26 protein-coding genes are annotated in these 24,143 nt (G+C 70.3%); 20 read left to right on the top strand and 6 right to left on the bottom strand.

The features are described from left to right. Window positions 1-8: 8 nt before the first annotated feature. From FL583_RS18830 to FL583_RS18815, 4 genes are read left to right on the top strand one after another with little or no spacing between them, the layout of a single operon-like run. Window positions 9-749, top strand: coding sequence for an SDR family oxidoreductase (locus FL583_RS18830; RefSeq protein ID WP_142705986.1), 741 nt, complete (start codon window positions 9-11; stop codon window positions 747-749). Continuing rightward, complete coding sequence (locus FL583_RS18825; RefSeq protein ID WP_205752255.1) at window positions 746-1,237, top strand: cupin domain-containing protein; 492 nt, start codon at window positions 746-748, stop codon at window positions 1,235-1,237. Before FL583_RS18830 ends, FL583_RS18825 begins: the two co-directional genes overlap by 4 nt. Next, complete coding sequence (locus FL583_RS18820) at window positions 1,234-2,073, top strand: alpha/beta fold hydrolase (RefSeq protein WP_142705985.1); 840 nt, start codon at window positions 1,234-1,236, stop codon at window positions 2,071-2,073. The genes FL583_RS18825 and FL583_RS18820 overlap by 4 nt, the downstream gene beginning before the upstream one ends. Continuing rightward, complete coding sequence (locus FL583_RS18815) at window positions 2,070-3,005, top strand: DODA-type extradiol aromatic ring-opening family dioxygenase (RefSeq protein WP_142705984.1); 936 nt, start codon at window positions 2,070-2,072, stop codon at window positions 3,003-3,005. The genes FL583_RS18820 and FL583_RS18815 overlap by 4 nt, the downstream gene beginning before the upstream one ends. On the opposite strand, the gene FL583_RS18810 is transcribed toward FL583_RS18815, so the two are convergent. Beyond that, a complete protein-coding gene (locus FL583_RS18810) occupies window positions 3,002-4,900 on the bottom strand; it encodes a DNA/RNA helicase domain-containing protein (protein WP_142705983.1) in 1,899 nt (632 codons plus the stop codon). The genes FL583_RS18815 and FL583_RS18810 overlap by 4 nt on opposite strands. Before the next feature lie 150 nt (window positions 4,901-5,050). On the opposite strand from FL583_RS18810, the gene FL583_RS18805 reads away from it, so the two are divergent. The 4 genes from FL583_RS18805 to FL583_RS40205 all read left to right on the top strand — a co-directional run bounded on the left by FL583_RS18805 (window position 5,051) and on the right by FL583_RS40205 (window position 7,213). Continuing rightward, window positions 5,051-5,605 (top strand): VldE C-terminal domain-containing protein, encoded by a 555-nt coding sequence (locus FL583_RS18805; protein WP_142705982.1) that lies wholly within the window; start codon window positions 5,051-5,053, stop codon window positions 5,603-5,605. A gap of 26 nt (window positions 5,606-5,631) precedes the next feature. After that, window positions 5,632-5,967: a winged helix-turn-helix transcriptional regulator gene (locus FL583_RS18800; RefSeq protein WP_142705981.1), complete on the top strand. Its 336-nt coding sequence runs from the start codon at window positions 5,632-5,634 to the stop codon at window positions 5,965-5,967. Window positions 5,968-6,015: 48 nt separating this feature from the next. Beyond that, window positions 6,016-6,660 (top strand): NADPH-dependent F420 reductase, encoded by a 645-nt coding sequence (locus tag FL583_RS18795; protein ID WP_142705980.1) that lies wholly within the window; start codon window positions 6,016-6,018, stop codon window positions 6,658-6,660. A gap of 217 nt (window positions 6,661-6,877) precedes the next feature. Continuing rightward, window positions 6,878-7,213, top strand: coding sequence for a hypothetical protein (locus tag FL583_RS40205; protein ID WP_170323734.1), 336 nt, complete (start codon window positions 6,878-6,880; stop codon window positions 7,211-7,213). Window positions 7,214-7,247: 34 nt separating this feature from the next. Here the strand turns inward: FL583_RS40205 and FL583_RS18785 are convergent, their stop codons facing one another. The 4 genes from FL583_RS18785 to FL583_RS18770 all read right to left on the bottom strand — a co-directional run bounded on the left by FL583_RS18785 (window position 7,248) and on the right by FL583_RS18770 (window position 10,947). After that, window positions 7,248-8,612, bottom strand: a complete 1,365-nt coding sequence (locus tag FL583_RS18785; RefSeq protein WP_142705979.1) for an amidohydrolase family protein — start codon at window positions 8,610-8,612, stop codon at window positions 7,248-7,250. 19 nt (window positions 8,613-8,631) lie between these two features. Beyond that, on the bottom strand, window positions 8,632-9,252 hold the full coding sequence (locus tag FL583_RS18780) for a maleylpyruvate isomerase family mycothiol-dependent enzyme (RefSeq protein ID WP_142705978.1): 621 nt from the start codon (window positions 9,250-9,252) through the stop codon (window positions 8,632-8,634). Further along, the gene (locus tag FL583_RS18775) at window positions 9,249-9,803 is read right to left on the bottom strand and encodes a TetR/AcrR family transcriptional regulator (RefSeq protein WP_142705977.1); all 555 of its coding nucleotides are present in this window, start codon (window positions 9,801-9,803) and stop codon (window positions 9,249-9,251) included. Before FL583_RS18775 ends, FL583_RS18780 begins: the two co-directional genes overlap by 4 nt. Before the next feature lie 73 nt (window positions 9,804-9,876). Beyond that, the gene (locus FL583_RS18770) at window positions 9,877-10,947 is read right to left on the bottom strand and encodes an FAD-dependent monooxygenase (protein ID WP_142705976.1); all 1,071 of its coding nucleotides are present in this window, start codon (window positions 10,945-10,947) and stop codon (window positions 9,877-9,879) included. Window positions 10,948-11,019: 72 nt separating this feature from the next. Between FL583_RS18770 and FL583_RS18765 the strand changes: the two genes are divergently transcribed. The 10 genes from FL583_RS18765 to FL583_RS18720 all read left to right on the top strand — a co-directional run bounded on the left by FL583_RS18765 (window position 11,020) and on the right by FL583_RS18720 (window position 21,161). Beyond that, entirely contained in the window at window positions 11,020-11,628 is a 609-nt protein-coding gene (locus FL583_RS18765; RefSeq protein WP_142705975.1) for a TetR/AcrR family transcriptional regulator, read from the top strand. Window positions 11,629-11,707: 79 nt separating this feature from the next. Further along, entirely contained in the window at window positions 11,708-13,378 is a 1,671-nt protein-coding gene (locus FL583_RS18760; RefSeq protein ID WP_142705974.1) for an L-lactate permease, read from the top strand. A 36-nt stretch (window positions 13,379-13,414) separates the two neighbouring features. Then, a complete protein-coding gene (locus FL583_RS18755) occupies window positions 13,415-13,735 on the top strand; it encodes a PadR family transcriptional regulator (protein ID WP_142705973.1) in 321 nt (106 codons plus the stop codon). A 20-nt stretch (window positions 13,736-13,755) separates the two neighbouring features. Next, the gene (locus FL583_RS18750) at window positions 13,756-14,727 is read left to right on the top strand and encodes a hypothetical protein (RefSeq protein WP_142705972.1); all 972 of its coding nucleotides are present in this window, start codon (window positions 13,756-13,758) and stop codon (window positions 14,725-14,727) included. A 93-nt stretch (window positions 14,728-14,820) separates the two neighbouring features. Beyond that, complete coding sequence (locus FL583_RS18745) at window positions 14,821-16,062, top strand: ROK family transcriptional regulator (RefSeq protein ID WP_170323733.1); 1,242 nt, start codon at window positions 14,821-14,823, stop codon at window positions 16,060-16,062. Between the two features lie 142 nt (window positions 16,063-16,204). Beyond that, window positions 16,205-17,485, top strand: coding sequence for an extracellular solute-binding protein (locus tag FL583_RS18740; RefSeq protein ID WP_142705970.1), 1,281 nt, complete (start codon window positions 16,205-16,207; stop codon window positions 17,483-17,485). A 164-nt stretch (window positions 17,486-17,649) separates the two neighbouring features. Further along, window positions 17,650-18,483 carry a carbohydrate ABC transporter permease gene (locus FL583_RS18735; protein WP_205752254.1) on the top strand — a complete coding sequence of 278 codons (834 nt, stop codon included), beginning with the start codon at window positions 17,650-17,652 and terminating at the stop codon, window positions 18,481-18,483. After that, complete coding sequence (locus tag FL583_RS18730) at window positions 18,480-19,337, top strand: carbohydrate ABC transporter permease (RefSeq protein WP_142705968.1); 858 nt, start codon at window positions 18,480-18,482, stop codon at window positions 19,335-19,337. Before FL583_RS18735 ends, FL583_RS18730 begins: the two co-directional genes overlap by 4 nt. Then, the gene (locus tag FL583_RS18725) at window positions 19,334-20,266 is read left to right on the top strand and encodes an ROK family protein (protein WP_142705967.1); all 933 of its coding nucleotides are present in this window, start codon (window positions 19,334-19,336) and stop codon (window positions 20,264-20,266) included. The genes FL583_RS18730 and FL583_RS18725 overlap by 4 nt, the downstream gene beginning before the upstream one ends. Before the next feature lie 16 nt (window positions 20,267-20,282). After that, window positions 20,283-21,161 (top strand): amidohydrolase family protein, encoded by an 879-nt coding sequence (locus FL583_RS18720; RefSeq protein ID WP_240746737.1) that lies wholly within the window; start codon window positions 20,283-20,285, stop codon window positions 21,159-21,161. Here the strand turns inward: FL583_RS18720 and FL583_RS18715 are convergent. Further along, on the bottom strand, window positions 21,133-21,672 hold the full coding sequence (locus FL583_RS18715; protein WP_170323732.1) for a DUF1697 domain-containing protein: 540 nt from the start codon (window positions 21,670-21,672) through the stop codon (window positions 21,133-21,135). The two genes, FL583_RS18720 and FL583_RS18715, sit on opposite strands and share 29 nt — an antisense overlap. Before the next feature lie 680 nt (window positions 21,673-22,352). On the opposite strand from FL583_RS18715, the gene FL583_RS18710 reads away from it, so the two are divergent. Together FL583_RS18710 and FL583_RS18705 are read left to right on the top strand one after the other, a co-directional pair. Further along, window positions 22,353-22,784: a hypothetical protein gene (locus FL583_RS18710; protein WP_142705965.1), complete on the top strand. Its 432-nt coding sequence runs from the start codon at window positions 22,353-22,355 to the stop codon at window positions 22,782-22,784. Beyond that, complete coding sequence (locus FL583_RS18705) at window positions 22,781-24,124, top strand: DUF4388 domain-containing protein (RefSeq protein ID WP_142705964.1); 1,344 nt, start codon at window positions 22,781-22,783, stop codon at window positions 24,122-24,124. The genes FL583_RS18710 and FL583_RS18705 overlap by 4 nt, the downstream gene beginning before the upstream one ends. The last annotated feature ends 19 nt before the right edge of the window (window positions 24,125-24,143 follow it).

Here is a 24,143-nt window from a genome sequence, read left to right as displayed (position 1 = left end):
TCGGGGTCATGAGAACCGCATTGGTCGGTGGGGGCGCGTCCGGCATCGGCCGGGCCACCGCCGAAGAACTGCTCCGGGCGGGCCTCCGCGTGACGCTCTTCGGCCGCGACGAGCTCCGTCTCAAGACGGCGGCCGACGAGCTGGGAGCCGCGTACGTCGCCGGCGACCTCGCCGACCCGGTGTGCACGCCCCTTGCGGACGCCGCCCGGCGCGCCGACGTCGTCGTTCTGAACGCGGGCGGTCCGAAACCCGGGCGGGTGCTGGACGTCCAGGACCCCGACTGGGCCCGGGGAACCGAGCTACTGCTGCTCGGGCCGCTGAGGCTGGCGCGGGCCGCACTGCCGGCGATGGCGGACCGGGGCTTCGGGCGGCTGGTCGTCGTGACGTCCACCGCGGTGCGTCGCCCGGAGCCCGACCTGGCCGTGTCGGTCGTGCTGCGCTCGGCGATGACCGCGGCGGCGAAGCTGCTGGCCGCGGAGTACGCCGAGTACGGCGTCACGGTGAACTGCGTGGCGCCGGGCGCGACCGACACCGCGCGACGTCGGGAAGTGCTGATCGCGCGGGCGCGCTCGTCGCGCTCGTCGGAGGCCGACCTGATCGCGGCCGAGGTCGACACGATCCCGGCGGGACGCGCAGCGGACCCGGCGGAGATCGCGGCCGCGATCGGGTTCCTCGCGTCGGAGGCGGCCGGTTACATCAACGGCACGGTGCTCACCGTGGACGGCGGACGGACGGAGGCGATCTGGTGACGGGTTTCGATCTCAGCGGGTTTCTGGCGGGCATCTCGGACACCGTGCGGCCGGTGGCGGCGAGCCCGCTGGTGGTGCACGCGGCCGACCTCGTGCCGCTGCCGGCCGATCAGGTGCACAACCCGTCGAAGCTCGCGATCGCCGGTGGGCTGCCGACCACCACGTTCGAGCTGTTCCGGCAGCTCATCCCGGCCGGGCTGAGCACCGACATGCAGCGCCACCACCACGAGACCGTCCACTTCGTCATCGCCGGCGACGGCCACAGCGAGATCGAGGACGAGACCGTGAGCTGGGCGACCGGCGACTACGTCTACACACCGCCGTGGACCTGGCACCGGCACTACAACGACTCGCCGTCCGAGCCGGTGGAGTTCCTGACGATCGAGAGCTCGCGGCTGCTCGGGTTGCTGGGCGTGGGGCGTCGGCAGAGTGCCGGGCTGGTGACGGTCGCGGAGGCGCGGGCCCGGTTCAAGGAGGAGTCAGAGTGAGCATCTGGGAAGACCTGGGCACGGTTCCGCACGCGCTCTCCTACGTCAACGTAGGTGGCGTACGGACGCGGGTGTTGCAGGCGGGAAGCGGTCCGGACCTGGTCTTGCTCCATGGGACCGGCGGTCACCTGGAGGCGTACGCGCGGAACGTCGGCGGGCTGGCCGAGTCGTTCCGGGTGACCGCGTACGACATGGTCGGGCACGGGTGGTCGTCGCTGCCGGACCACCCTTACACGATCGACGTGTTGTCGGCGCACCTGGTCGGCCTGATGGATGCCCTGGGCATCGCGCGGGCCCACCTCTCGGGGGAGTCGCTCGGCGGGTGGGTCGCGGCCTGGACCGCGGCGCACTCCCCGGCCCGGGTGGACCGGCTGGTCCTGAACACGCCGGGCAACATCGCGAACAAGCCCGAGGTGATGGAACGGCTCACCGCCAGCACGCTGGCCGCGGTGACCGACCCCAGCGACGAGACCGTGCGCCGCCGGGTGGAGTGGCTGTTCCACGACAAGTCCCTGGTCACCGACGAGCTGGTGCGGCTGCGCCAGGCCGTCTACACGCGGCCGGGGTACCTCGAGGCCGTCCGCAACGTCCTCGTGCTGCAGAACCCGGAGACGCGGGCGCGGTTCAGCTGGGACCCGTCGTGGGTGGGGCGCGTGAGCGCGCCGACCCTCCTGCTGTGGACCGACCACGACCCGACCGGAGGCCTCGACGAGGCGAAGATGCTCCTCGGGTGGCTGCCGAATGCCGAGCTGACCGTCATCAGCGGGGCCGGGCACTGGCCGCAGTGGGAGAAGCCGGCCGAGTTCCTGGCCGAGCACCGGCGGTTCCTGCGATGAGTTCGCTGCTGGGCCTGGTGGCGCTGTCGCACTCGCCGTTCGCGGCGCTGTTGCCGCCGTCGTCGCCGTCGGATCCGGGCGCGGAGTTCCTCGGCTTCGTTGCGCGGTTGCGCGCCGCGGTGGCGAGGCTGGCGCCGGACGCGGTGGTCGTTCTCGGCCCGGATCACTTCCACGCCAACTTCTACGACGTGATGCCTCCGTTCCTGCTCGGCGTCGAGAACGTCGTCGGGTTCGGTGACTACGGGAGCACCCCCGGGCCTCTGCCGGTCGAGCGGTCGCTGGCCTGGGCCCTGCACGGCGCGCTGGCCGACGCGGGTTTCGACCTGTCGCTCTCGTACTCGCTGACCGTCGACCACGGCACCGTGCAGAGCTACGAGATGGTGACCGGGTCACTCGGCGTTCCGCTCGTGCCGCTGGTCGTCAATACCGCGGCTCCGCCGCTGCCGTCCCTGGCCCGCTGCGTCGCGCTGGGCCAGGCGTTGGGGGACGCCATCCGAGCCGCGGATTTCGACGGGCGGGTGCTGCTGGTGGCCAGTGGGGGCCTGTCGCACTGGCTGCCGTCCAACGATCCGCGCGATCCGGCCGTGGTCGGCGCGAGGCGCGAGGCGCTCATCCACGGACGAGCCGATGCGGTCGCGTTCGCGGCCGCGCGGGAGCCGAAGGTGCGGGCGATGGGCGGCAACCCGACCGCGAGGGTGAACGCGGACTGGGACCGGTGGTTCCTGAAGCAGCTGTCGACGCCGGAGCTGGGGCCGGTGGTGGAGCTCGGGACGGAGGGGTTGGAAAAGGTGGCCGGGAGTGGGGGGCAGGAGATCCGGACGTGGTTGATCGGCCATGCGGCGTGCGGGGAGGGGTTGGCGTGGGCGGGCTATGAGCCGGTTCCGGAGTGGATAACGGGCATGGCCTGCGCCGCGACGTTTGTGCCGGCCTAGGCGGTCACCCGTCGTAGCCAGTCCTGGGTCTCCGGGTCGGTGCTGTAGACGGCGACGCCACGCAGGCCGCGGGTCAGCAGCACCTTGTAGGTGTTCCGGATCAGCGCGCCGAAGTGCGCGTCGTCCGCGCGCTTGACCGCCGGATCGTGGCTGTGCGTGCGCCGGGCGGCCCACCGGCCGTCCCGGCGGACGAAGTCCGGACCCAGGATCACCCCGGACCAGTCGTACTCGAACCCCTGGGCGGTGTAGATGCAGCCCACCTGGCCGAAGCCGCGGTCGTCGCTGGCCCAGAAGTACGACTCCGGAGCGTCGGGAACGCGCTTGTCCGGCTTCGCGTTCCACGGCCGTTTCCAGTCCCCGATCACGACGTCGTCGATCAGCGTCGGGACGTCGTCGATGCGCTGGGGGTCGCTCCACTTCCAGCAATAGCCGGCGGAGATTCGGCCGGTCCCGCCGGACTCCTCCATCCGGGCTCGGAGCCATGCCTCCAAGCCGGCCGGGGATTCGCAGCTCCGCACGAGGTACTGCTCGTCGCTGTCGCCGACCGCCGCGGACCAGCTGGTCGGCTGCTCGGCGGTCAGCCCGAGCAGCTGGACCACCCAGCTGTCGAACGTGTCCGAGCCGCCGCAGCGGTACTGCCCCTGCAGCCGCTTGACCACGACGTCGCACTCGTTGCGCTCGGCCGCCGCGGTGATCTCGTCCAGCGAACCCATTTCGCCGGGACGCACGACCTGGTTCTCGTCGAGCAGGAACACCGGGACGCGGGCGGCCGCGATCAGCTCGTCGATCTGCGGCCGGGCGTTCGCGCGCAGCGCGGCCCGGGTGTAGCGCTTGACGCTGGTCTCGCGGACGCGGTGCGCCTCGTCGCAGATCAGCACGTCGAGCCGGTTCTGCGGCGCCTCCATGAAGTCGTTGAAGTACTTGAACATCTGCTGGACGCGCGGCGCCCGCCGACCGGCGACCTTGCGCATCGTCCGGGTGAACGCGCTGGAGCCGGTGGCGTGCAGCACGCGGTAGTCCTGGCGGGAGAGTTCGCCGAGCAGGCTCAGCGCGATGACGCTCTTGCCCGAGCCGGGGCCGCCGACGACGATCACCACGCGCTTGCGGTTCTGCTGCCCGGACGCGCGGACCGCGTCGCGGACCAGCGAGAACGCTTCTTGCTGCTCGTCGAGGAGCACGAACTGCTCGCGGTCCTGGATCTCGCGGGCGGCGATCGAGAGCAGCGGCTTCGCCGGCGCCTCGGGTGCGGTGAGCAGTTCGTCGGCGGCCCGGCCGGACTGCCGGGCGACGGCTTCGTCCCCGGTCGGCATCAGGCGGCGGCCGAGGAAGTCGAGAAACTCGCGACGACGGTTCTTGGTGAACAGGTGCCCCGATCGGGTGACCTGATACTCGTGCAGGGACCAGCCGGTTCCCTCGACGGCGTTGTGCAGGTAGGCGACCGCCGAGACGGATTCCGGCCGTTCGGCCAGCATCGGCGTGAAGTCGATCAGTTGCTGCCGGTACCGCTCCACCTGCTCGATCGGGTGCAGCACGGGTTCGGAGTAGCCGGGCACCGTCACGAGATCGTCCGAGTAGTACAGCGCGTGCGTCCACTGCTTCAGCTCGACCAGGACGTAGGCCGCGGTGCCGGATCGCGGATCCACTCCGCACAGCACGACGTCGATGCGCTTCGGGCTGTACGGGAGCCGGTACTCGATCAGCACCTCGACGCCGCCGAGCCCGGCCTCGACCAGGTCGGTGAGCAGCACCGGCAGGCTGCGATCCCACGACCGCAGTTCGGAGGCGCCGACTCCGGACCGGAGTTGGTGCAGCGCCTGCTCGGCCAGGAGCTTCGACAAGTTGCCGGACTTCGCGTCGTCGAGGAGAGCCGCCGCGGAGCGTCGGACGAGGACCACTGATCCCCCACCAGGGCACGCCGATAGGACGTGCGGGTGGGGGCATCACGTGAGGCCGGCGCCCGTCGGGCCGCGTCAGGAGAGTAGCCGACCGATCACGCAACACGCGCCGCGGCTGATTCGGTAGTTCCTGTACCTATTGTGTGTTGCATGTCGACCCGGGCAGGGGTGCTCGTCGTGCTTTCGGTGGCGGTGTGCGGGCTGGCGGCGCTGGGAGGTGACCGGATCGTGCCGGCCGGGCCGCCGCGTTCGACGTCGCTGGCTCCGCCGGAGGCGTTCGTGGGGAAGGGGAGCGGGTGCCGGATTCCGGATCCGTCCGGGACCGGGGGGTGCGTGACGCCGGCCATGGCGTGGACGATCGCGCAGGTCGCGAGTACGACCGGGGATCGGCCGGGTGCGTGTTGGGATCGGCATGCGTGGAACCCGCGGAGTGACCATCCGGCCGGCCGGGCGTGTGACTACACGATCGGGAAGATCGGGCGCTTTCCCGGGCCGCGGATGGTGGCGCGCGGGTGGGAATTGGCGGTGTGGTTGAGGGCCAACAAGGACGCGCTGCACGTGAACTACGTGATCTTTCAGGGGCGGATCTGGTCGCGGGAGCATGACGCCGAGGGGTGGCGGGCGTATCAGGGGGCCGGGGTCTACAACGTCCTCGACGTGACCGGCGGCCACTGGGACCACCTGCACGTCTCGACGGTGGATTAGCGGTCGCGTACCTACACTCCGTTCGTGTGAGTGACTATGACGTTTTCCTGGCCGACTGCCCCGCGCGCACGACGCTGGATCTGGTGGCCGACACGTGGTCGGTCGTCGTGGTGTACGGCTTGGGGTCCGGCCCGCGGCGCTACAGCGATCTGCACGATCGGATCGGTGGCATCAGCAAGAAAATGCTCACTCAGACGTTGAGAAAGCTGGAGCGAAACAGCCTGGTGGAGCGTCGAATTCTTCCGACGGCGCCGGCGGGCACGGAGTATCGGCTGACCCAGCTCGGCCAGAGCCTCCTCGGGCCGGTGTCGGTACTCGCCCGGTGGGCCGAGGAACACGCCGACGACCTGGCCGGCGACTGAACAGGTAGGGAACCGGATGGTGCCCCACGCGCTCGTAGCGTCGGCGCCATGAGAATCGGAATTCTTGGCGCGGGCACGATGGCCGACACCCTCGGCACGCGGTGGGCCGCTGCCGGTCACGAGTTGATGGTCGCCGGTCGGACGGCGAGTAAGGCCGAGGCGCTGGCTGATAAATGGGGTGGTCGCGCTGGATCCTTCGACGAAGTCGCGAGGTTCGGTGAAATAGCGCTGATCGCGGTTCTCTATCAAGGGATGCCGGCCGCGTTGTCGGAAATCGGCGATGCGCTGCGAGGTAAGCCGATCGTCGATTGCAACAACCCGGTCGAGACCGAACACTTCACGCTCGTGTCGGAGCCGGGCCGGTCGATGGCTCAGGATATCGAGCGGGCGACCGGCGGGCATGTGGTGAAGGCTTTCAATCTGTGCGAGGCCGGCGTCTGGCGGATGGACCCGCCGATCTTTGATCATCGTCGTCTGGTCGTGCCCTACTGCGGGAGCGATTCGGTCGCGATGGATCTGACGCGGAGTCTCATCGCGGACGTCGGGGCGGAGCCGCTGGCGGTCGGGGATGTGAGGCATGCGCTTCACCTCGAAGCCATGGCGGCCGTGGTGATCTCGCTGCTCTTCGGTGGACGCGACCCGCACACGGTCTTCAATCTCACCGACCAATCGGCCGCGGATGTCAGGAGGTAGGGGAACGCCTGCCACGATCGGTCGAGTTCGTTTCAAACCTCGAGGGATCGGCGCTGGCTGTAGTCGTGTGTACGTTGGGGCGAGTAGATGACCACCCGGGCATTACCTGGAAGGCTGCACGATGACTGAACCGGCTGGCGCGCCTGGCGGGGCCTTGGAGCGTCGCGTTAGCGCATTAGAGAAGGGTGCCGAGTTGGAGAGGGGATTCCGGCGCGCGATGGCGCGGGATCTGGGTGACGTCAAGCTTCGGCAGGACGCCGACAGCAAGCTCATCCAGGCCCTGCACCTGAGCCAGAACGAACAGACCGACCTTCTGCGCGCTCACAGCAAGATCCTGCTGGAGCACGGCATCAAGATCGACGCTCTGCAGGTCAGCGTCGACAACGTCCGAGCCAGCGTCAACGAGCTCGACGCCCGCGTAGAAGACCGCTTCGACCGCATGGACCAGCGCTTCGACCGCATGGACCAGCGCTTCGACCGCATGGACGAGCGCATGGACCGCATGGAGGGAATGCTCAAGACGTTGGTCGCTCGGGGATCCGGGACGAGCTGACCACCGAAACCCGCGGGGCCGGGCCCGCGGGTCCCTACAGCACCGGCCAGTCGTACACGTACGGCAACCCCGACCTCCGCATCACCGCATCCGCCGCACTCTGGGCGTCAGCCAGCACCTTCTCCTCGTCCATCACCGTGCAGACGTAGTCGTCCACCAGGCGCCGCCCATCGACCCAGACGCTGTGCACCCCTCGGCCGTCCGCCGACCACACCAGCTGGTTGACGTAGTTGTTCAGCGGTCGCCACTCGGGGCGGTCGAGATCGTGCAGCACCAGGTCGGCCTTCATGCCTACCGCCAGGCTGCCGATCGAATCCGCCATTCCCAGCGCCCGGGCCGCATTCACGGTGGCCATCTCCAAGACCCTCGACGCCGGGAAGAGCGACGTGTCCCGGCGGGCGTCCTTGAACAGGCCGGCCATCAGGTTCATCGGCTTCATCATGTCGGCGATGTCGGACCCGTCGGTGCCGAGCATCATGTTCACGCCGGCGGCGGCCATCTCCGGGAACTTCCCGACCGCGGTCGAGCCGTACCCACCCTTCAACGCCGACGCCGGGCAGTGCGTGACGTTCGTTCCCGAGGACGCCAGCAGCCGCACCTCCGCGTCGTCCACATGCACCATGTGCACCAGGTTGACGTTGGGCCCGAGCACCCCCAGCGACGCCAGATGCTCCACCGGCCGCCGCCCGAACTCGGCGAGATACCAGTCGCTGTCGTCCTGTGCCGGGCTCAGGTGCGCCGAAATGCCGGCCCCGTGGGCGTCCGCCATGGCCTTGGCGGCGCGCCACAATTCGTCGGTATTGGTGTTGTGGCCGACCAGCATCGGCCAGGCGGCCAACCGCTGGCCGTCACCACCCGGATAACGGTCGAGTTCTTCCTCCATCGCGCGTAGCGCGGCGTCGGTCGTGTCGAGCGAGCCGTCCGGTCCGAACTGACGGTCCTGCAGCCACCGGCCGAAACGGCCGCGCAGGCCGGTCGGCTCGACCGCCTCGATGACCTCGTCGATGGCCACGGTCGTGCCGGCGTCGAGGAACGTCGTGGTGCCGGTCCGCAGCATGCTCAGCGCGGAGAGCCGCGCCGCGACCTGCTGCTCCTCGGCCGTGTGCGCCTCGTAGAGCGGCATGACCCAGGTGAAGAGCGACTCGTCGAACGGCAGGGCCTCGGGCATGAAGCCCTTCAGCAACGCTTCGGTCAGATGGACGTGACCGTTGATCAGACCGGGGGTGACGAGGAAGCGCCGGCCGTCGATGGTGGTCTTCGCCTCCACGCGGACGTCGGCGGTCTTGCCCACGGCGACGATCCGGTCGCCGGCCAGCGCGATCGATCCGTCGGTGATGATCCGGCGGTCGGCGTCCATGGTGACGATCGTGGTGTTACGGATGAGCGTGTCGACGTCCATTGGTGCAGGCTAACGCTGCTCATTTCAGCCGCGCGGTCAGCTCGTCGACGTCCGCATGGGGTAACTGAGCGATCGCGGACGGGCGGCCGGTCGACAGCAGGAGCAGCGCGGCGATCGGGCCTTCGACCAGGGGGCCGTCGCCGACGGACCAGTCGACGTCGGTGGCCCGCAGCCGCAGGCCGCGCAACGCGCGGACGGCCGGGAACGGCGGCGGCCAGCGCGTGGTCCAGACCCGGGTCGCGGCCGTCGCGGCCGCCTGGACCGGCATCGCGTGCGACCGGCCGAGCGCGAGCGCGATGTCCTGGGTGTGGACGAGCAGGTCGATCAGCGTCTCGAGCGGGGTGACGCCGAAGTTGGGGCGCCGGGAACCGGCGCGGATGACGTCGGGGATGCGCTCCGGGCCGAGCGCCGCGGCCCGACGCCGGGCGGCGGCGGAGGTCGCGCGGTCGAGGTTGCCGCCGCCGCGGGCCACCGTCGCGATCACCGCGCCGAGGCCGAGGTCCTGCAGGGTCAGGTGGGCGGCGACGTCGTGGACGGTCCACCCCGCGCAGAGCGAAGGGGAGGCCCATTCGGTGGGGGAGAGGTCGTCGAGCAGGTCGGCCAGGCGGTGTCGTTCGGCGTCGATGATTTCCCAGGTCATGGCAGTAGCGCCTCCACGATCGTGGTGATCTGCTCGGACGGGTCGAAGGCTGGGTCGGGCACCGCGAGCTGGTGCAGGACGATGCCGGTCCAGTGGTTCATCAGCACCGGCGTGTGCCGCTCGGGGTCGCTCGAGCCGGCCAGGCGCACCCAGTGGGTGAACCAGCCGTCGACCCGGGCGCCGGTCTGGCTCAGCTGGGCGCGGAGGGTCGGCTGGATGGCCGCTTCGACGAGGATCGCGTAGCGGGCCAGGGTCAGCGTGCGATTCGGGCCGGTGGCGTCGTGGGCGAAGAGCGTGAGGGTGTGCGCGAGCTGCTTCGGGTCGGTCGGTGCGGTGCGCGTCGCGAGGTCGTCCCAGTTCGCGCGCTCGCGCGCGGCGAAGCGCTCGACCACCGCGTCGAGCAGCGCGTCGCGCGTGCTGAACAGGTTCGCGGTCGATCCCTTGGGGAGGCCTGCGGCCTCGTCGGTGGTGCGGTGCGTGAGGCCGTGGATCCCGTTGTGCCCGAGGACGTCGATCGCTGCGTCGAGGATCGCCTCGCGTCGGCTGGCCATGGGGACGAGACTACTATCGTTGTTGGGTTCACAACAATGGTTGTTTTCCGGGCCATCGAGGCCGGGTACGGGCTCAGAACAGGAACGGGGCGGCGGCGTTTCGGGTGGCTATTCCCCACGCCGTCTTCGGCACCAGCAGACCCGCCCCGATCCGCACCCGCCGCTGCTTGGGGCCGGTCAACTTCTGGTGCTCCGCCTGGTAGGCCGCGAACCCACCCCCCGACCCCAACGCCTGGGCCAGCGCAAACGCCCCCGCCATGGCCAGGCTCGACCCGTCCCCGAGCAACGACACGCACGACGCCGCATCGCCCACCAGACCGATCCGTCCCCTCGACCACCTCGGCACCACCACCCGGCTCACCGCGTCGAAATACAGGTCCTCGGCCGCCTCGACCCGGGCCAGGAACTCCGGCACCCGCCACCCGACCCCGCGGTAGACCGTCCTCACGATCCGCTTCTGCTGGGCGAGCGACCGGTAGGCCGAGGCCGGCTGGGCCGGCCCGCGGAAGATGAACGCGACCCCGGCCTCGCCCCGCGCCGGGTGCAACGCCACCAGTCGCCGCGGCACGTTGTAGAGCAGCACGTCGGTCGACGACGTGCGCTCGCCCAATGGCAGCGTCGCGATGTACAGCCCCACGTGACGCACGAACTCGTCCTCCGGGCCGAACGCCAGTCGGCGCACCGTCGAGTGCAGACCGTCCGCGCCGATCACGTAGTCGAACCGCCGCGGTGCGCCCCGCTCGAACGTGACGTCCACGCCGAGCGAGTCGCCCACCAGCGAAGAAGCCGAGTCGTCGAACACGAACTCGGCGTCGTTGCGGGCCGCCTGGTACAGCGCCGCGGCCAGGTCGGTGCGCGCGATCTCGACCTCGCCGGGAGCGCCCATCGCGGCCCGCGCCCGCACCGAACCGGACGCGTCCAGCACCGCCGTCCCGGTCGCCTGCGTCGCCAGTTTCCGCAGCTCGGGCATTACGCCCATCGCTTCCGCGACCGGTAACGCCGGGCCTCGGACGTCGACCGGGTTCCCACTGGACCGCAAGCCGGAAGACCGTTCCACGACGGTCGGCGTGAACCCGTTCCGGGCCAGCCAGTACGCGAGTGTCGAGCCGGCCACGCCGGCTCCGGAGATCAGCACGGTTGTCATGCGTTCACCATAACTGCACTCAGTGCGAGTTTGCAATGAGTGCCGATTGGCATTCGCTGTAGGGTGCAAGCCATGAACCTCCGCGACCGCAAACGCGCCCGCACCCGGCAGGTGCTCGTCGAGGCGGCGGCCGACCTGTTCGAGCGCAACGGCTTCGAGCAGACGACCGTCGCCGACATCGCGGCCGCGGCCGAGATCGGCACCCGCACGTTCTTCAGCTACTTCCCGACCAAGGAAGACCTGCTGTTCCCGGAGACCGACGCCCGCCTCCGGGCCGCGACCGACGCGATCGCCCAGCGCTCCCCGGCCGACGGCCCGGTCGAGGTCCTGCTCGCCTCGCTGCGCATCGTCGGCGAGGACGGTGACGACCTCAGCGGCCGGCTCGCCGCGCTCCGGATGCACTTCGTGCGCACGGTTCCGTCCGTGCGCGGCCGAGGTCTCCAGATCCAGATGGACGTCACCCAGCAGATCGCCCGCCGGCTGGCCGAGGCGTTTCCCGACGACCTCGACGAGGTCACCGCGGCCGCGATGGTCGGCGCGTTCGTCGGCGCGGTGACCGCCGCGTTGTACGTCCTGCTCGACGATCTGGACGCCCTACCCGAACCGGACGCCGTCCAAGAAGCAGTCGAACAGGCGACGAACGTCGCACTCCGTGCGTGGCAGGGGCATTCCACTGAGTGATGACGGTTTCGTTCCGCTACCGACTGATTAGCGCCATCATCAGACGTGTCCAACGGGGGGCCGGCACGGAGGTGGTCGCGTGTACCAACAGGTCCTCGATCCCGTCGCCCACTCGCTCGCCTGGAGTTCGCTCGTCGCGGCGATCCCTCTTCTCGTCCTGTTCGTCCTGCTCGGCGTGTTCCGGTTACGGGCCTGGGTCGCGTCGCTGATCGCGCTGGTGGTGGCGCTCGTCGTCGCGATCGGCGTCTACTCGATGCCGGTCGGGCAGGCGCTGCTGGCGACCACCGAGGGCGCCGCGTTCGGGTTCTTCCCGATCCTCTGGATCGTCATCAACGCGATCTGGGTCTACAACATGACCGTCGAGACCGGACACTTCGACGTGCTGCGCCGCAGCTTCACCAGCGTCAGCGACGACCGGCGGATCCAGGCGATCATCATCGCGTTCTCGTTCGGTGCGCTGATCGAGGCGCTGGCCGGGTTCGGTACGCCGGTCGCGGTCACGTCCGTGATGCTGATGGCGCTCGGCTTCTCGCCGTTGAAATCCGCGGTGCTGGCCCTCACCGCCAACACCGCGCCGGTCGCCTTCGGCGCGATGGCGACGCCCATCCTGACGCTCGGCACGGTGACGGGTATCGACAGCGACACGCTCGGCGCGATGGTCGGGCGGCAGACGCCGATTTTGGCCGTGTTCGTGCCGCTGGTGCTGGTGTTCATCGTGGACGGGGCGCGCGGGCTGCGCGAGACCTGGGTGTTCGCGATCGTGTGCGGGCTCACGTTCGGTGTCGCCCAGTACGTGACGTCGAACTTCATCTCGGTGCCGCTGGCCGACGTGGTGGCTTCGCTGCTGTCGGTCGCGGCCCTGGTGGCGATCGTCCGCGTCTGGCGCCCGATCACGTCCCCGGTCACCGCCGCCGCCCTGGCCGCCGAGGACCCGGCCGACGGCGCGCCCCGCGCCGCTGTGCCCGAGCCCGAGCCCGAGGCGCCCCGCGCCGGGGCGGCGCCGGCCGACCCGCGGGGCGAGATCGCCAAGGCGTACGCGCCCTACGCGATCATCATCGCGGTCTTCGTCGTCTGCCAGATCGGTCCGATCAAGACCTGGCTCGACGGCGCGACCCAAACCGTGAACTGGCCCGGCCTGCACCTCGAGAGCGCCTCCGGCAAACCCCTCTCCTCGGTCGCCTTCAAGCTCAACTGGTTCACGACCCCCGGCACCCAGATGCTGGTCGCCGGCCTGATCACGATGTTCGTCCTCCGAGTGGGCCTCGGCCGCGCCCTCCGCGCCTACGGCGCCACGCTGAACCAGCTCAAGTGGGCGATCCTCACCGTGATGGCGGTCCTCGGCCTGGCGTTCGTTCTGAACGCGTCCGGCCAGACCGTCACGCTCGGCACCTGGATGGCCGGCGCCGGCGGCCTGTTCGCGCTGATCTCGCCGATCCTCGGCTGGCTCGGCGTCGCGGTCACCGGCTCCGACACCTCGTCGAACTCGCTGTTCGGCGCGCTGCAGGTCACCGCGGCCGGCCAGGCCGACCTCAACGCGACGCTGATGGCCGCCTCGAACAGCTCCGGCGGCGTCCTCGGGAAGATGATCTCGCCGCAGAACCTGGCGATCGCCGCGGCCGCGGTCGGCCTCGACAACCACGAGGGCGACATCTTCCGCCGGGTGATCGGCTGGAGCGCGCTCTTCCTGGCCGGAATCTGCCTGCTCAGCTGGCTGCAGTCGACCGGCGTCCTGTCCTGGATGGTGCCCTGAGGCACCCCTATGTAGAGAAGCGTTATAGTAGATGGCATGCGCCTCACCGTCTCTACGGCCCGAGTGCTGGCGGCATTCCTCGCCGACGCCGGCGCCGACCATTACGGGTTGGAACTCATGCAGTCGGCCGGCCTGGCCAGCGGCACGCTCTACCCGATCCTGCGCCGCCTGACCAGCGCCGGCTGGCTCAGCGCGAGCTGGGAGGCGGTCGATCCGGCCGAGGCCGGACGTCCCGCCCGGCGGTACTACCGGCTCACCGCCGACGGCGTGGTCGAGGCGCGTCAGGCGCTGGCCGAACTGCGGGCGCAGACCGCACCGCCGGACCCGGCGACCGGCGCCGCGAGCGCCGCATGGTGACCACGCGCCTAGCCCGGACAATGATCGGGCTCGCTGTCCGGCGATCGCCCGCGGTCGACCGGGACGACAACCGCCGCGAGTGGGATGCCGAACTCGCCGTCCTCACGACCGCGGGACGCGGACGGGAAGCGCTTCGGTACGCGGCCGGCCTCGCGGTGGCCAGGCAGCCCGGCGGGCTCACCGCACAGAGAATCGCCCGCGCCGGCCGGCTGGTCGTGGTCGCCCCGGTGCTGGCCCTCGTCCTCGTCTTCATGGGCCTGGTGCTGACCCGGTCGATGGCCATGGCGATCGGCCGGATCATGGGCCACGACGTCCAAAGTGCCCTTCTGGCGCTGTTCGCGGTCGGGCTGGCCGTCGGTGTGGGGCTGCTCGGCCGGCACTGGACCGTCCGGACCGGTGCGGGGCCGCGGATCCTCGCCGTCACCGTGCCGGGGTTCGCGCTCGGGGTGCTGCTCAACGCCTGGGCCGGGTCGTCCACCGACGCGATCCGGGTGCACGCACCGGCGTTCGCGATCTTCTTCGCCGGACTCGCCGCCGGGCTGGTGGCCGCGGTGCGGCTGGCCGGCCGCGGCCGGGTCCGGCTGGCGTGGCTCGTCGGCCTGACTTGCACGCTGCTGGCGGCGGACGTGGCGACGGTGGGCATGATGGCGCTCGACGGCGCGACGTGGGGGAGCCGGTACGACAGCCCGCTCGACTACGCGTACGCGCCGCTCTGGCTCCTCGCCTCGCTGAGCGGCCTCGGCGTCGGCGGGATGCCGTCGGCCGACGCGTTCCTGGTGTGGGACGTCACCGGGCTCGACTCGTACCTGTACGTGGTGTTCACCGGCCTCGCGTTCGGCGCGGTGCTCGGCGGGCGGCGGAATCCGGTGACCCCACCCGCACCGGATTCCGCGGCGCTCGCGCGCCCGATCGTCGTCCCCGGGTCCGCGTCCGGCATCCGTGCTGCCACTGCTTTCGATCCGGACGTCGACCCGCCGCCCAAGTCGGGGTAGCCACGGCGATGATCTCTTCACGGCGGTCCTCACCAGCCTGCGGTACGCGCAGGTTACGTTGAGGTGTCCGCGCACGGCAGAGAAGAGGGAACGGTGCAGCCGCACGAGTCCGCACGGGGCCCGCACGTACTGCGGCAGATCAATTTCGGCGCCGTGCTCCGGGCCGTGCGCGAGCACTCGCCGGCCCGGGTCGCCGACCTGATGCAGGCGACCGGCCTGTCCCGGCCGGCCGTCACCCGGGCGGTGGCCGAGCTGCGTGACGCCGGCCTGGTGGCCGACGTGGACGAGACGGCTCAGGTCTCGATGGGCCGGCCCGCGCAGTGGATCCGCTTCCGGGCCGAGGCCGGTCACGTCGTCGGGGTGGACGTCGGGTCGCACAAGGTCATCGCGATGGTCGCCGATCTGGCCGGCAAGGTCGTGGCCGCGCGCCAGGTCACGGTGGGCGAGGGCACGGACGGTGCGCGGCTGCTGCAGTCGGTGCGCGACGTGATCGCCGAGGCGCTCGCGAAGGCCGACCTGACCGGCGCGGACGTCTGGGCGATCGTCGTCGGGACGCCCGGCATCGTCGAGGAGAGCAGCGGCGAGGTGCTGCTCGCGCCCGGTATCCCCGGCCTCGCGCACCTGCCGGTCCTGGCCGAGTTGCGCACGATCACGCCGTCGCCGGTGCTGATCGAGAACGACATCAACCTGGCCGTGGCCGCGGAACGCTGGTGCGGCGCCGCGGTCGGCAGCGACAGCCTGGTGTTCGTCCACTGGGGCGTCCGAATAGGCGCGGGGATCATCATCGACGGGAAGCCTTACCGCGGCGCGCACGGCGCGGCCGGGGAGCTCGGCTTCACCGACGTGTTCTCGCCGCCGGAGGCGCCGGATCCTTCGCCGATGCTCGGCGCGGTCAGCGCGGCGAGCGAGCAGGGGCCGTTCGAACGGATGGTCGGCACCCAGGCGATCGCCGAACTGGCGGACGCGGCCGACGCCCTCGCCGCCCGCAACGGAGACGTGCTGGTCCAGCCGGATGCCGTGGCCGCGGTATTCGCGGCCGCCACGGAGGGGGACGCGACCGCGCTCGCGGTGGTGGACCGGATCGCCGCCCGGTTCGCGCGCGGGCTCGCCGCGCTGCTGCTGGTGCTGGATCCGGAGGAAGTGATCATCGGAGGCGGGCTCTCGCGCGCGGGGGAGACCCTGCTCGACGCGATCGAACGCCACCTGCGTCCCCGCATCCTGACCTCGCCCCGCCTGAAGCTGTCCGACCTGGGCGGAGACGCGGTCGCGCTGGGCGCGGTGCGCCGTGGACTCGACCACGTCGAGGCCCGACTTCTCGCTCATCCAGAGGCGTAATCCGCCGGTAACGGACCCCATAACGACTCGGTCACGTACGCCGAGACCGATTGACGCGCGTCACAGCCGCGCGATACTAACGATCCATTCGTTAGTAACCCCGGAGTTCTCCGATACCCCCGTTATTCAGGAGGAACATCGCATGGGTGCAATAGGCAAGGCGCGCTGGTTCGCGCGTCTGGCCGGTGTGACCGCGCTGGCACTCGGTCTGGCCGCGTGCGGCGGCGGCACCGGTGCCGACGATGCCGACAACTCCGGAGGCGGCGACAGCGCCAAGGAGATCAAGGTCGTCATCGCCGAGTACAGCAAGGACCACACGGCGACGTTCTGGAACGCGTTCAAGAAGACGTACGAGGACAAGACCGGCGTCAAGCTGAACCTGCAGATCATCAGCTGGAACGACATCGACCAGCAGGCCAGCACGATGGTTCAGAACGGCAACCCGCCGGACATCCTGAACCTGAACGCGTACGCCAGCTACGCCAAGGACGGGCTGCTCTACAGCTCCGACGACGTGCTGACCGACAGCGTCAAGTCGGACCTGATCCCGGCGTTCGTGAAGAGCGGCACGTACCAGAGCAAGATGTACGGGTTCCCCGACCTTTCGTCGGCCCGGGCGCTGTTCTACAACAAGGACCTGTTCGCCCAGGCCAAGATCGCCAGCCCGCCGAAGACCTGGGACGAGTTCGTCGCCGACGCCAAGAAGGTGCAGGCGCTGGGCGGCGGCAAGATCGGCTACGCGCAGCCGCTCGGCCCGGAAGAGGCCCAGGCCGAGTACTCGATCTGGATGTTCAACAACGGCGGCGACTGGAAGACCGACGGCAAGTGGACGATCAACTCCGCGAAGAACGTCGAGACGCTGCAGTTCCTGAAGGACCTGTCGACCAAGGACAAGGTCACCCAGAACAACCCTGGGAAGACCAACCGCACCGACGGCGCCTTCCCGCTGTTCACCTCGGGTAAGGCCGGCATGATCGTCGGGTTCGGACCGCTCCAGGGCGACCTCGACACGAAGTACAAGAACGTGAAGTACGGCATCGCTCCGATGCCGACGAAGGACGGCAGCGCGCCGCAGACCTACGGCGTGACCGACTACCTGATGGCCTTCAAGAAGAAGGGCAACCAGGACGCGATCAAGAAGTTCTACGAGCTCTACTACGCCAAGGACCAGGTCAACACCTGGATCAAGTCCGAGGGCTTCCTCCCGGTGACGCAGTCCGGCCTGCAGGAGTTCTCGAGCGAGGCGTCGCTCAAGGTCTACCTGGACACGCTGCCGAACATCCACCTGACCCCGACCGACGACCCGGCCTGGGACAAGATCAAGCTCGCCGTCCAGCAGAACCTGGGCACGGCGGTGTCCCCGTCGGGCAACCCGCAGTCGGTGCTCGACGACCTGCAGAAGACCGCGGAAGCCGGCGGCTGATGTCGTCCCGGGCTGACTCCCAGCCCGGCGCGGTTGCAACCGAGAGCCCGGCGCCCGTCCCCCCGCCAGGGGACGGTGCGTCGGGCACCGCGCCGGCACGTCGACGCCGAACGCGTGGCCGCGCGCCGTTCTGGGTCGCGCTGATCTGGCTCGGACCCGCGCTGGTGCTGATCTTCGGCGTCGTGATCTACCCGGCGATCGAGCTCGTCCGGGCGTCCACCGGCGAGTACTCGATCACCGGCCTGCGCCGCGGGTCGAACGGCGTCGAGAACTACGCCAACGTGCTCAGCCACCCCGCGCTGGGCACGGTGCTGGTCAACACGCTGATCTGGGTCGTCGCGGTCGTGGCGATCACGATCCTGCTGAGCCTCGGCCTGGCCCAGTTCCTGTCCAAGGACTTCTGGGGACGCCGGGCCGTCCGGTGGGCCGTGCTGGTGCCGTGGGCGGCGTCGCTGGTGATCACGTCGCGGCTGTTCACGCTGATCTTCGACTACTACCACGGCATCCTGAACGTGCTGCTGACCAAGCTGCACATCATCTCCGAGCCGGTCGACTGGCTCGGCGACGACACCTGGACCATGCCGTCGATGATCCTGGTCGGCGTCCTGGTGTCGATCCCGTTCACCGCGTACGTGCTGCTGGCCGGCCTGAACGCGATCCCTGGCGAGGTGCACGAGGCCGCCCGGATCGACGGGGCGGGCCCGTGGCAGGCCTGGCGCCGGGTGACGCTGCCGCTGTTGCGTCCGGCCCTGCTGGTCAGCGCCGTGCTCAACATGATCTACGTGTTCAACTCGTTCCCGATCATCTGGACGCTCAACGACCGGAACCCGGGCTACACGCACGACACGACGATCACGTTCATGTACAAGCTCGCGTTCAAGAGCGCCGACCGGGACGTCGGTATGTCGGCGGCCGCGGGCGTGTTCAACGTCCTGCTGATCCTGGTCGCGGTCGTGCTCTACCTGCGGCTGGTGAAGTGGCGAGAGGAAGACGCATGAGCACGGTCATCGCTCGTCCGCAGGCCGGGGGCTGGCGGCGCGCCCGCCGGTTCGTGCTGCCGGTCGCCGGGCTGCTGGTCGCGATCGTCTTCCTGGCGCCCTACGTCGTCATGCTGCTGGACTCGCTGCGGCCGGGCAGCGAAGCGCTGCAGTCGCCGCCGAGCTTCCTGCCGCACCACTGGACGCTCGGCGCCTACGGCGACATCCTCGGCGACAGCCGCTTCCAGAACTGGCTGAAGACCTCGCTGCTGGTCGCGTTCGCGTCGACCGCGATCGTCATCCTGGTCGCGATCCCGGCCGCGTACTTCACCGCCCGGTTCAAGTTTCCGGGCCGTACCGCTTTCCTGTTCCTGGTGCTGGTGACCCAGATGTTCGCACCGACCTCGCTGGTGGTGGGCATCTACCGCGAGTTCTTCGAACTGAGCATGGTCAACACCTACGGGGCACTGATCCTCACGAACTCGGCGTTCAACCTCGCGTTCGCGGTCTGGATCATGCACGGGTTCTTCGCCGCGCTGCCCAAGGAGCTGGAGGAAGCGGCCGAGCTGGACGGCAACGGCCGGGTCGGCACGATGATGCGCGTCATGCTGCCGCTGACGCTCCCGGGCGTCGTCACCGCGACGATCTTCACGTTCATCGCGGTCTGGAACGAGTACGTCGTCGCGCTCACGCTGATGCAGGACGACGACAAGAAGCCGCTGACCGTCGGCATCAACTCCTACGTCACCGGCTACGAGCAGAACTGGGACCAGTTGTTCGCTGCCTCGATCGTCGCGATCGTCCCCGTCGTCATTCTGTTCGCCGTCATCGAGAAGCACCTCGTCGGCGGCCTGACCGCCGGATCGGTCAAATGACCGCCACCGTCGTCACCGTCGACATCGGAGGGACGACGATCAAGGGTGCGCTGGTCGGCGCGGACGGGCGGGAGCTCAACCGGGTCGACCGGGACACCGGAGCGGCGGCCGGGGCGGACGAGGTCGTCGCCCGCGTGCGCGCGGTGGCGCGGGAGCTGGCCGACGCCGGGACCGTCGCGGTCGGGCTGTCGGTACCGGGCCTGGTCGACACCGCGGCCGGGATCGCCCGGCACGCGGTGAACCTCGGTTTCCGGGACACGCCGCTGGCCGCGCTGGTCGCCGAGGAGGTCGGCGTGCCGGTGGTGATCGAGCAGGACTCCCGGGCCGCAGCGGTGGCCGAGAGCTCGATCGGTCTCGGGCGGGACGCCCAGGACCTGATGGTCGTCGTCCTCGGCACCGGTATCGCGGCCGGTCTGATCGTGGACGGCAAGCCGTTGCCGGGGGCCGGCGGGAGCGCGGGGGAGCTCGGGCACCTGCCGGTCTACCCGGACGGCGAGGACTGCGCGTGCGGGCAGCGCGGGTGCCTGGAGGTCTACGCGTCGGCGTCCGGGATCGCGCGCCGCTACGCGGCGGCCGGTGGGTCGCCGGGCGCGTCCGCCGCCGACATCGCCGGGATGCTCGACGACGACGCTCTGGCCGCACGGATCTGGGACGAGGCGACCACCGCGCTCGGGCTGGCGCTGGCGACCGGAACGCTGCTGCTCGACCCGGCGCTGATCGTGCTGGCCGGCGGCCTGACCGGGGCCGGTGAGGCGCTGCTGCGCCCGGTCCGGACGCACCTGCAGGCCGCGCTGGCCTGGCGAGCGGCGCCGCCGGTGGCGAACAGCCCGCTCGGCGGGTCGGCCGGTCGCCTCGGTGCGGCGATCCTGGCCTGGCGGGCGGCCGGTTACGAGGACGTCGTTCCCGGAGAGCTCCGCGACGCGGTCTGAGTGGCACAGTGGGGTCGTGCGCGACTCCGAGCTCCAGGATTTCTGCCGGCAACTCGGGATCCCGGGGTTCGCGGACGTCCACGTGCACTTCATGCCCGAGCGTGTGCTGCGCAAGGTGTGGGCGTACTTCGACGCGCTGCCGTCGCCGAGGTGGCCGATCGAGTACCGGCTCGATCAGGCCGCCCGGCTGGAACTCCTCGCCGACCTCGGCGTGATCCGGCACACCGCGCTGCTCTACCCGCACAAGGCGGCGATGGCCGAGTGGCTGAACTCGTGGGGTCTCGCGTTCGCGCGCGAGGTGCCGAACTGCGTCCCGACCGGCACGTTCTTCCCCGAGCCGGGGGCGGCCGGCTACGTCCGCGCCGGCCTCGCGGCCGGGCTGCGGGCCTTCAAGGCCCATGTCCAGGTGGGTGCCTACGACCCGCGGGATCCTTTGCTGGACGACGTGTGGGGAGCGCTGGCCGAGGCCGGCGTCCCGGTCGTCTGCCACTGTGGCAGCGGGCCGATGCCGGGCCGGTTCACCGGCCCCGGACCGATCGGCGAGGTGCTGGCCCGCCACCCGTCGCTGACGCTGGTCGTCGCGCACCTGGGGCAGCCGGAGTACGCCGAGTTCCTCGCGCTGGCCGAGACGTACCCGAACGTGCACCTCGACACGACGATGACGTTCACCGACTTCACCGAGAAGCTCGCACCGTTCCCGGTCGCGCTGCGCCCGCGGCTGCGCGACCAGGCCGATCGCATCGTGCTCGGCACCGACTACCCGAACATCCCGTACCCGTACGCGCACCAGATCGAGAGCCTGGTGCGGCTGGACCTCGGGGACGACTGGCTGCGTCGGGTGCTCCACGAGAACGGGGCCCGGCTGCTCAGCCCAGCATCGACGCCAGCTTCGTGAGCGTGTTCCAGTTTCGTGCGGTGGCGGCCGCGCCGGGGTGACGCTTCTCGAAGAACGGCGGGTTCAGCTTCGCCTTGCGGACGCCGTCCGGGTACCAGACGTGGATCTCGCGCTCGCCGACCGCCATCACCTCGGGCACGTACGTCGCCGGGTCGATCGTCTCGAGCGCGGCGGCGTCCGGCGGCACGGAGAGGAACGTCACCAGCAGCTTGGACGGGTCGGTCGCGACGTCGGCCAGGGGATTGGCGTCGAGCACGCGGTGCAGGTCGGCCGCCTCCCGGACCAGGACACGGACGGTGAGCCCCAACTCCTTGCGGATCGCGTCCTCGATCTGCGTCGCCAACGTGTCGGGACTTTTCGCGCGGCTGGAGAACAGCGCATTGCCGCTCTGCAGGTAGGTGCTGACGTCGTCGTGGCCCAGACCGGTCAATAGCGACCGGAGGTCGGCCATCGCGATGCGTTGGTTACGGCTGACGTTGATGCCGCGGAGGAGCGCGAGGTAGGCAGGCACCTGCACATCCTCGCTCACGCCGGGTGCCGGCGTCGCGCGGTGGTGTCCGTCAGTGAGGGGTGACGTGTTCTCTCGGCGCGGAATTGCGACGCCGGGAATTGGTGATTGCTCCGGGCCGTCTCAAACGAATTGTTTGATGAATTCAATGCGCCGGAATGGGGCGCCGACGGGTCGTGTCGGTCGGCCGAGACGGTCACTCTCCGTCCATCGGAAACGGGATTCAATTAAGGTTCCGATGGTCGTTTCCTCTGGAAACGGGTTCCGCGGTCGGCGGGCCGCAAAGAGGGAGCTGGGTTACTCGTCGGGTGTCGGGTGTCTTCTCCGGGCGCGCCGTGTCGTCGCAGGTGGCCGACCTGCTCAGGCGCGATGCTGAGCGCAACTGTCGAGACCGGACGGCCGATCGGGATGGTCTATTCCGGCGAGTCGCGAGGTCGTCTATTCAGGCGAAGTGATGCGTCGAAGGAATCTCCGAGTAGCCGTATAGCGACCGTTGGTAACGGCGCTCCGGGTGACGCAACGCAAGATCTCAGGAAGAATTATGGAGGAGTGGAAACGGCGTTAAATGGGCGCTAGTGTGGCTCGATGTGGCCGCTGGTGGCGTTGAGTACACCGGCATGAGCCGAATAGCCGTTTACCTCGGGCCGGTGAATGGTGTCACCGCTCAGGGAAGGTAGTGCGCGATGCCGGGTATCGACGAGAGCCTCCAGCGCGCGATGGCCATCACCGGAGCGCGTGGGGCGAACCTCGTCGACTTCACCAGCGGTCTCGTCGTCGGCACCGTCGGTGAGTGGCCCTACGGCGGGGCGGACGCCGCCGCGGCCGGCGCGACCGAGATGGTGCGGGCGGCCCGGGACAATGCGGCGTTCGTCGGGCCCGAGCGGTCCCCGGCCCTCGATCGATCCCCGGACGCGGACGGCGACGGGCTCGGGAAGGGCGACGTCTGGGAAGACATCGTCCTCACCGCCGGCGATCGCTACCACCTGCTGCGTTTCGTCGAGCTCGGGTTCGATGCCCGGTTCTTCCTGCACGTGTGGCTCGATCGCGAACAGAGCAACCTGGCGATGGCGCGGCTCGAACTGCGCCGGCTCACTGACGAGTTGGTGCTGAGATGACCGCGGTCAAAGCTTTGCGCGAACTGGCCGCGCTGAAGGCCACCGGCGCGCTGCACGTCGAGGGCGCGCCCGCGTCGGTCGTGTACCTCCGCGAGGGCCAGGTCTGCCACGTGGACGCCGAGGCCGCGCCCGGCGTCGGTCAGGTGCTCACCGCGTCGGGCCGGTTGTCGGACGACGTGTGGCAGTCGGTGCTCACGGTCGGGGCGCCGGCCGGGCGGGTGGCCGCGCTGCTGGTCGAGCAGGGATATCTCAGCCAGGGCGAGCTCGAGTTGTGCGCGAACGGGGCGCTGTTCGACGCGGCGTTCTTCGCGCTCGGCTCGGAGCCGGCGTCGGTGCGGTTCGCGTCCGGGCAGGCGTCCTGGTTCGGCGGGGCGCTGTCGGTCGACGTCGAACGTCTGATCCGGGAGACCGGGCGGCGCCGGGAGCTGCTCTCGGCGGCGTTGCCGACGTCGGTGTTCGACGGGGCGCCGGTGGTGCCGGTGGCGCGGATGCCGCGTGACCAGGTCGTGCTGGACGGGTTGCGCTGGGAGCTGCTGGTGCACGCGGACGGGCGGCGGACACCGACCGAGATCGCGGCCCTGCTCGGGCGCGGCGCGTACGCGTCGCTGCTGGAGGTGCGGCGGCTCGCGGCGATCGGGCTCCTGCAGCCGCCGCCCGAGGCCGCGCCGGTGCCGATCCCGACCGTGACCGCGTACCGGCCGGCCGTCTCCGGCTCCCGCCTGGCCGGCCCCCGCCTCCCCGCCGACGCACCGGCGACTCGGCCCGCGGCTGCTTCGGCTGCGTCGCCGTCGTCGACCCCGCGTCCGTATGTGACGAGGCCGAACACGACCAAGACGCCGGAGGCGCCGCCGGTGGGATCCGCGGCGGTGCCGCGGACAGGCTCGGCGGCGTCGCGGCCGAGCGGGACGTTCTCGGTGACGCCGGCGCAGCCGGACGCGCCGCGGCCGAACGCGACCTCCACCTCGCCCTCGTCGAGCCTGGCGTCCGCCCTGAGCCCGACCCGCCCCCTGAACCCCCAGCCCGTCCCGGAAGTAGGCACAGGCCAGCCCGCCGACGCCCCGACGGCGCCGTCGGCCGGCCCACCGCCCCCGCTGCCGAAGCGGGATACCGGCGGCCTGCCGCCGCTCCCGAAGCGCGGAGCATCCGGAGAACTCCCGCCACTGCCTCGGCGGGTCACCGGCAGCCGAGTCGTCCGCCCGAGTCAGGGCGGCCGGACGGACGGCGCCGACGGGGACGACCCCGGCGGGCGCTGGCCGTCGCCCCCACCCGAGGTGCGTGCGGAGGCACCTTCACTCGCCTCGTTGACCAGGGTCAGAGACGCTCTCCAAGAGTTCTCCTGACCGTCCGAAACGCCGTAGC

Source organism: Cryptosporangium phraense (assembly GCF_006912135.1).
Classification (GTDB): domain Bacteria; phylum Actinomycetota; class Actinomycetes; order Mycobacteriales; family Cryptosporangiaceae; genus Cryptosporangium; species Cryptosporangium phraense.
This window is presented reverse-complemented; position numbering and strand designations above follow the sequence as displayed.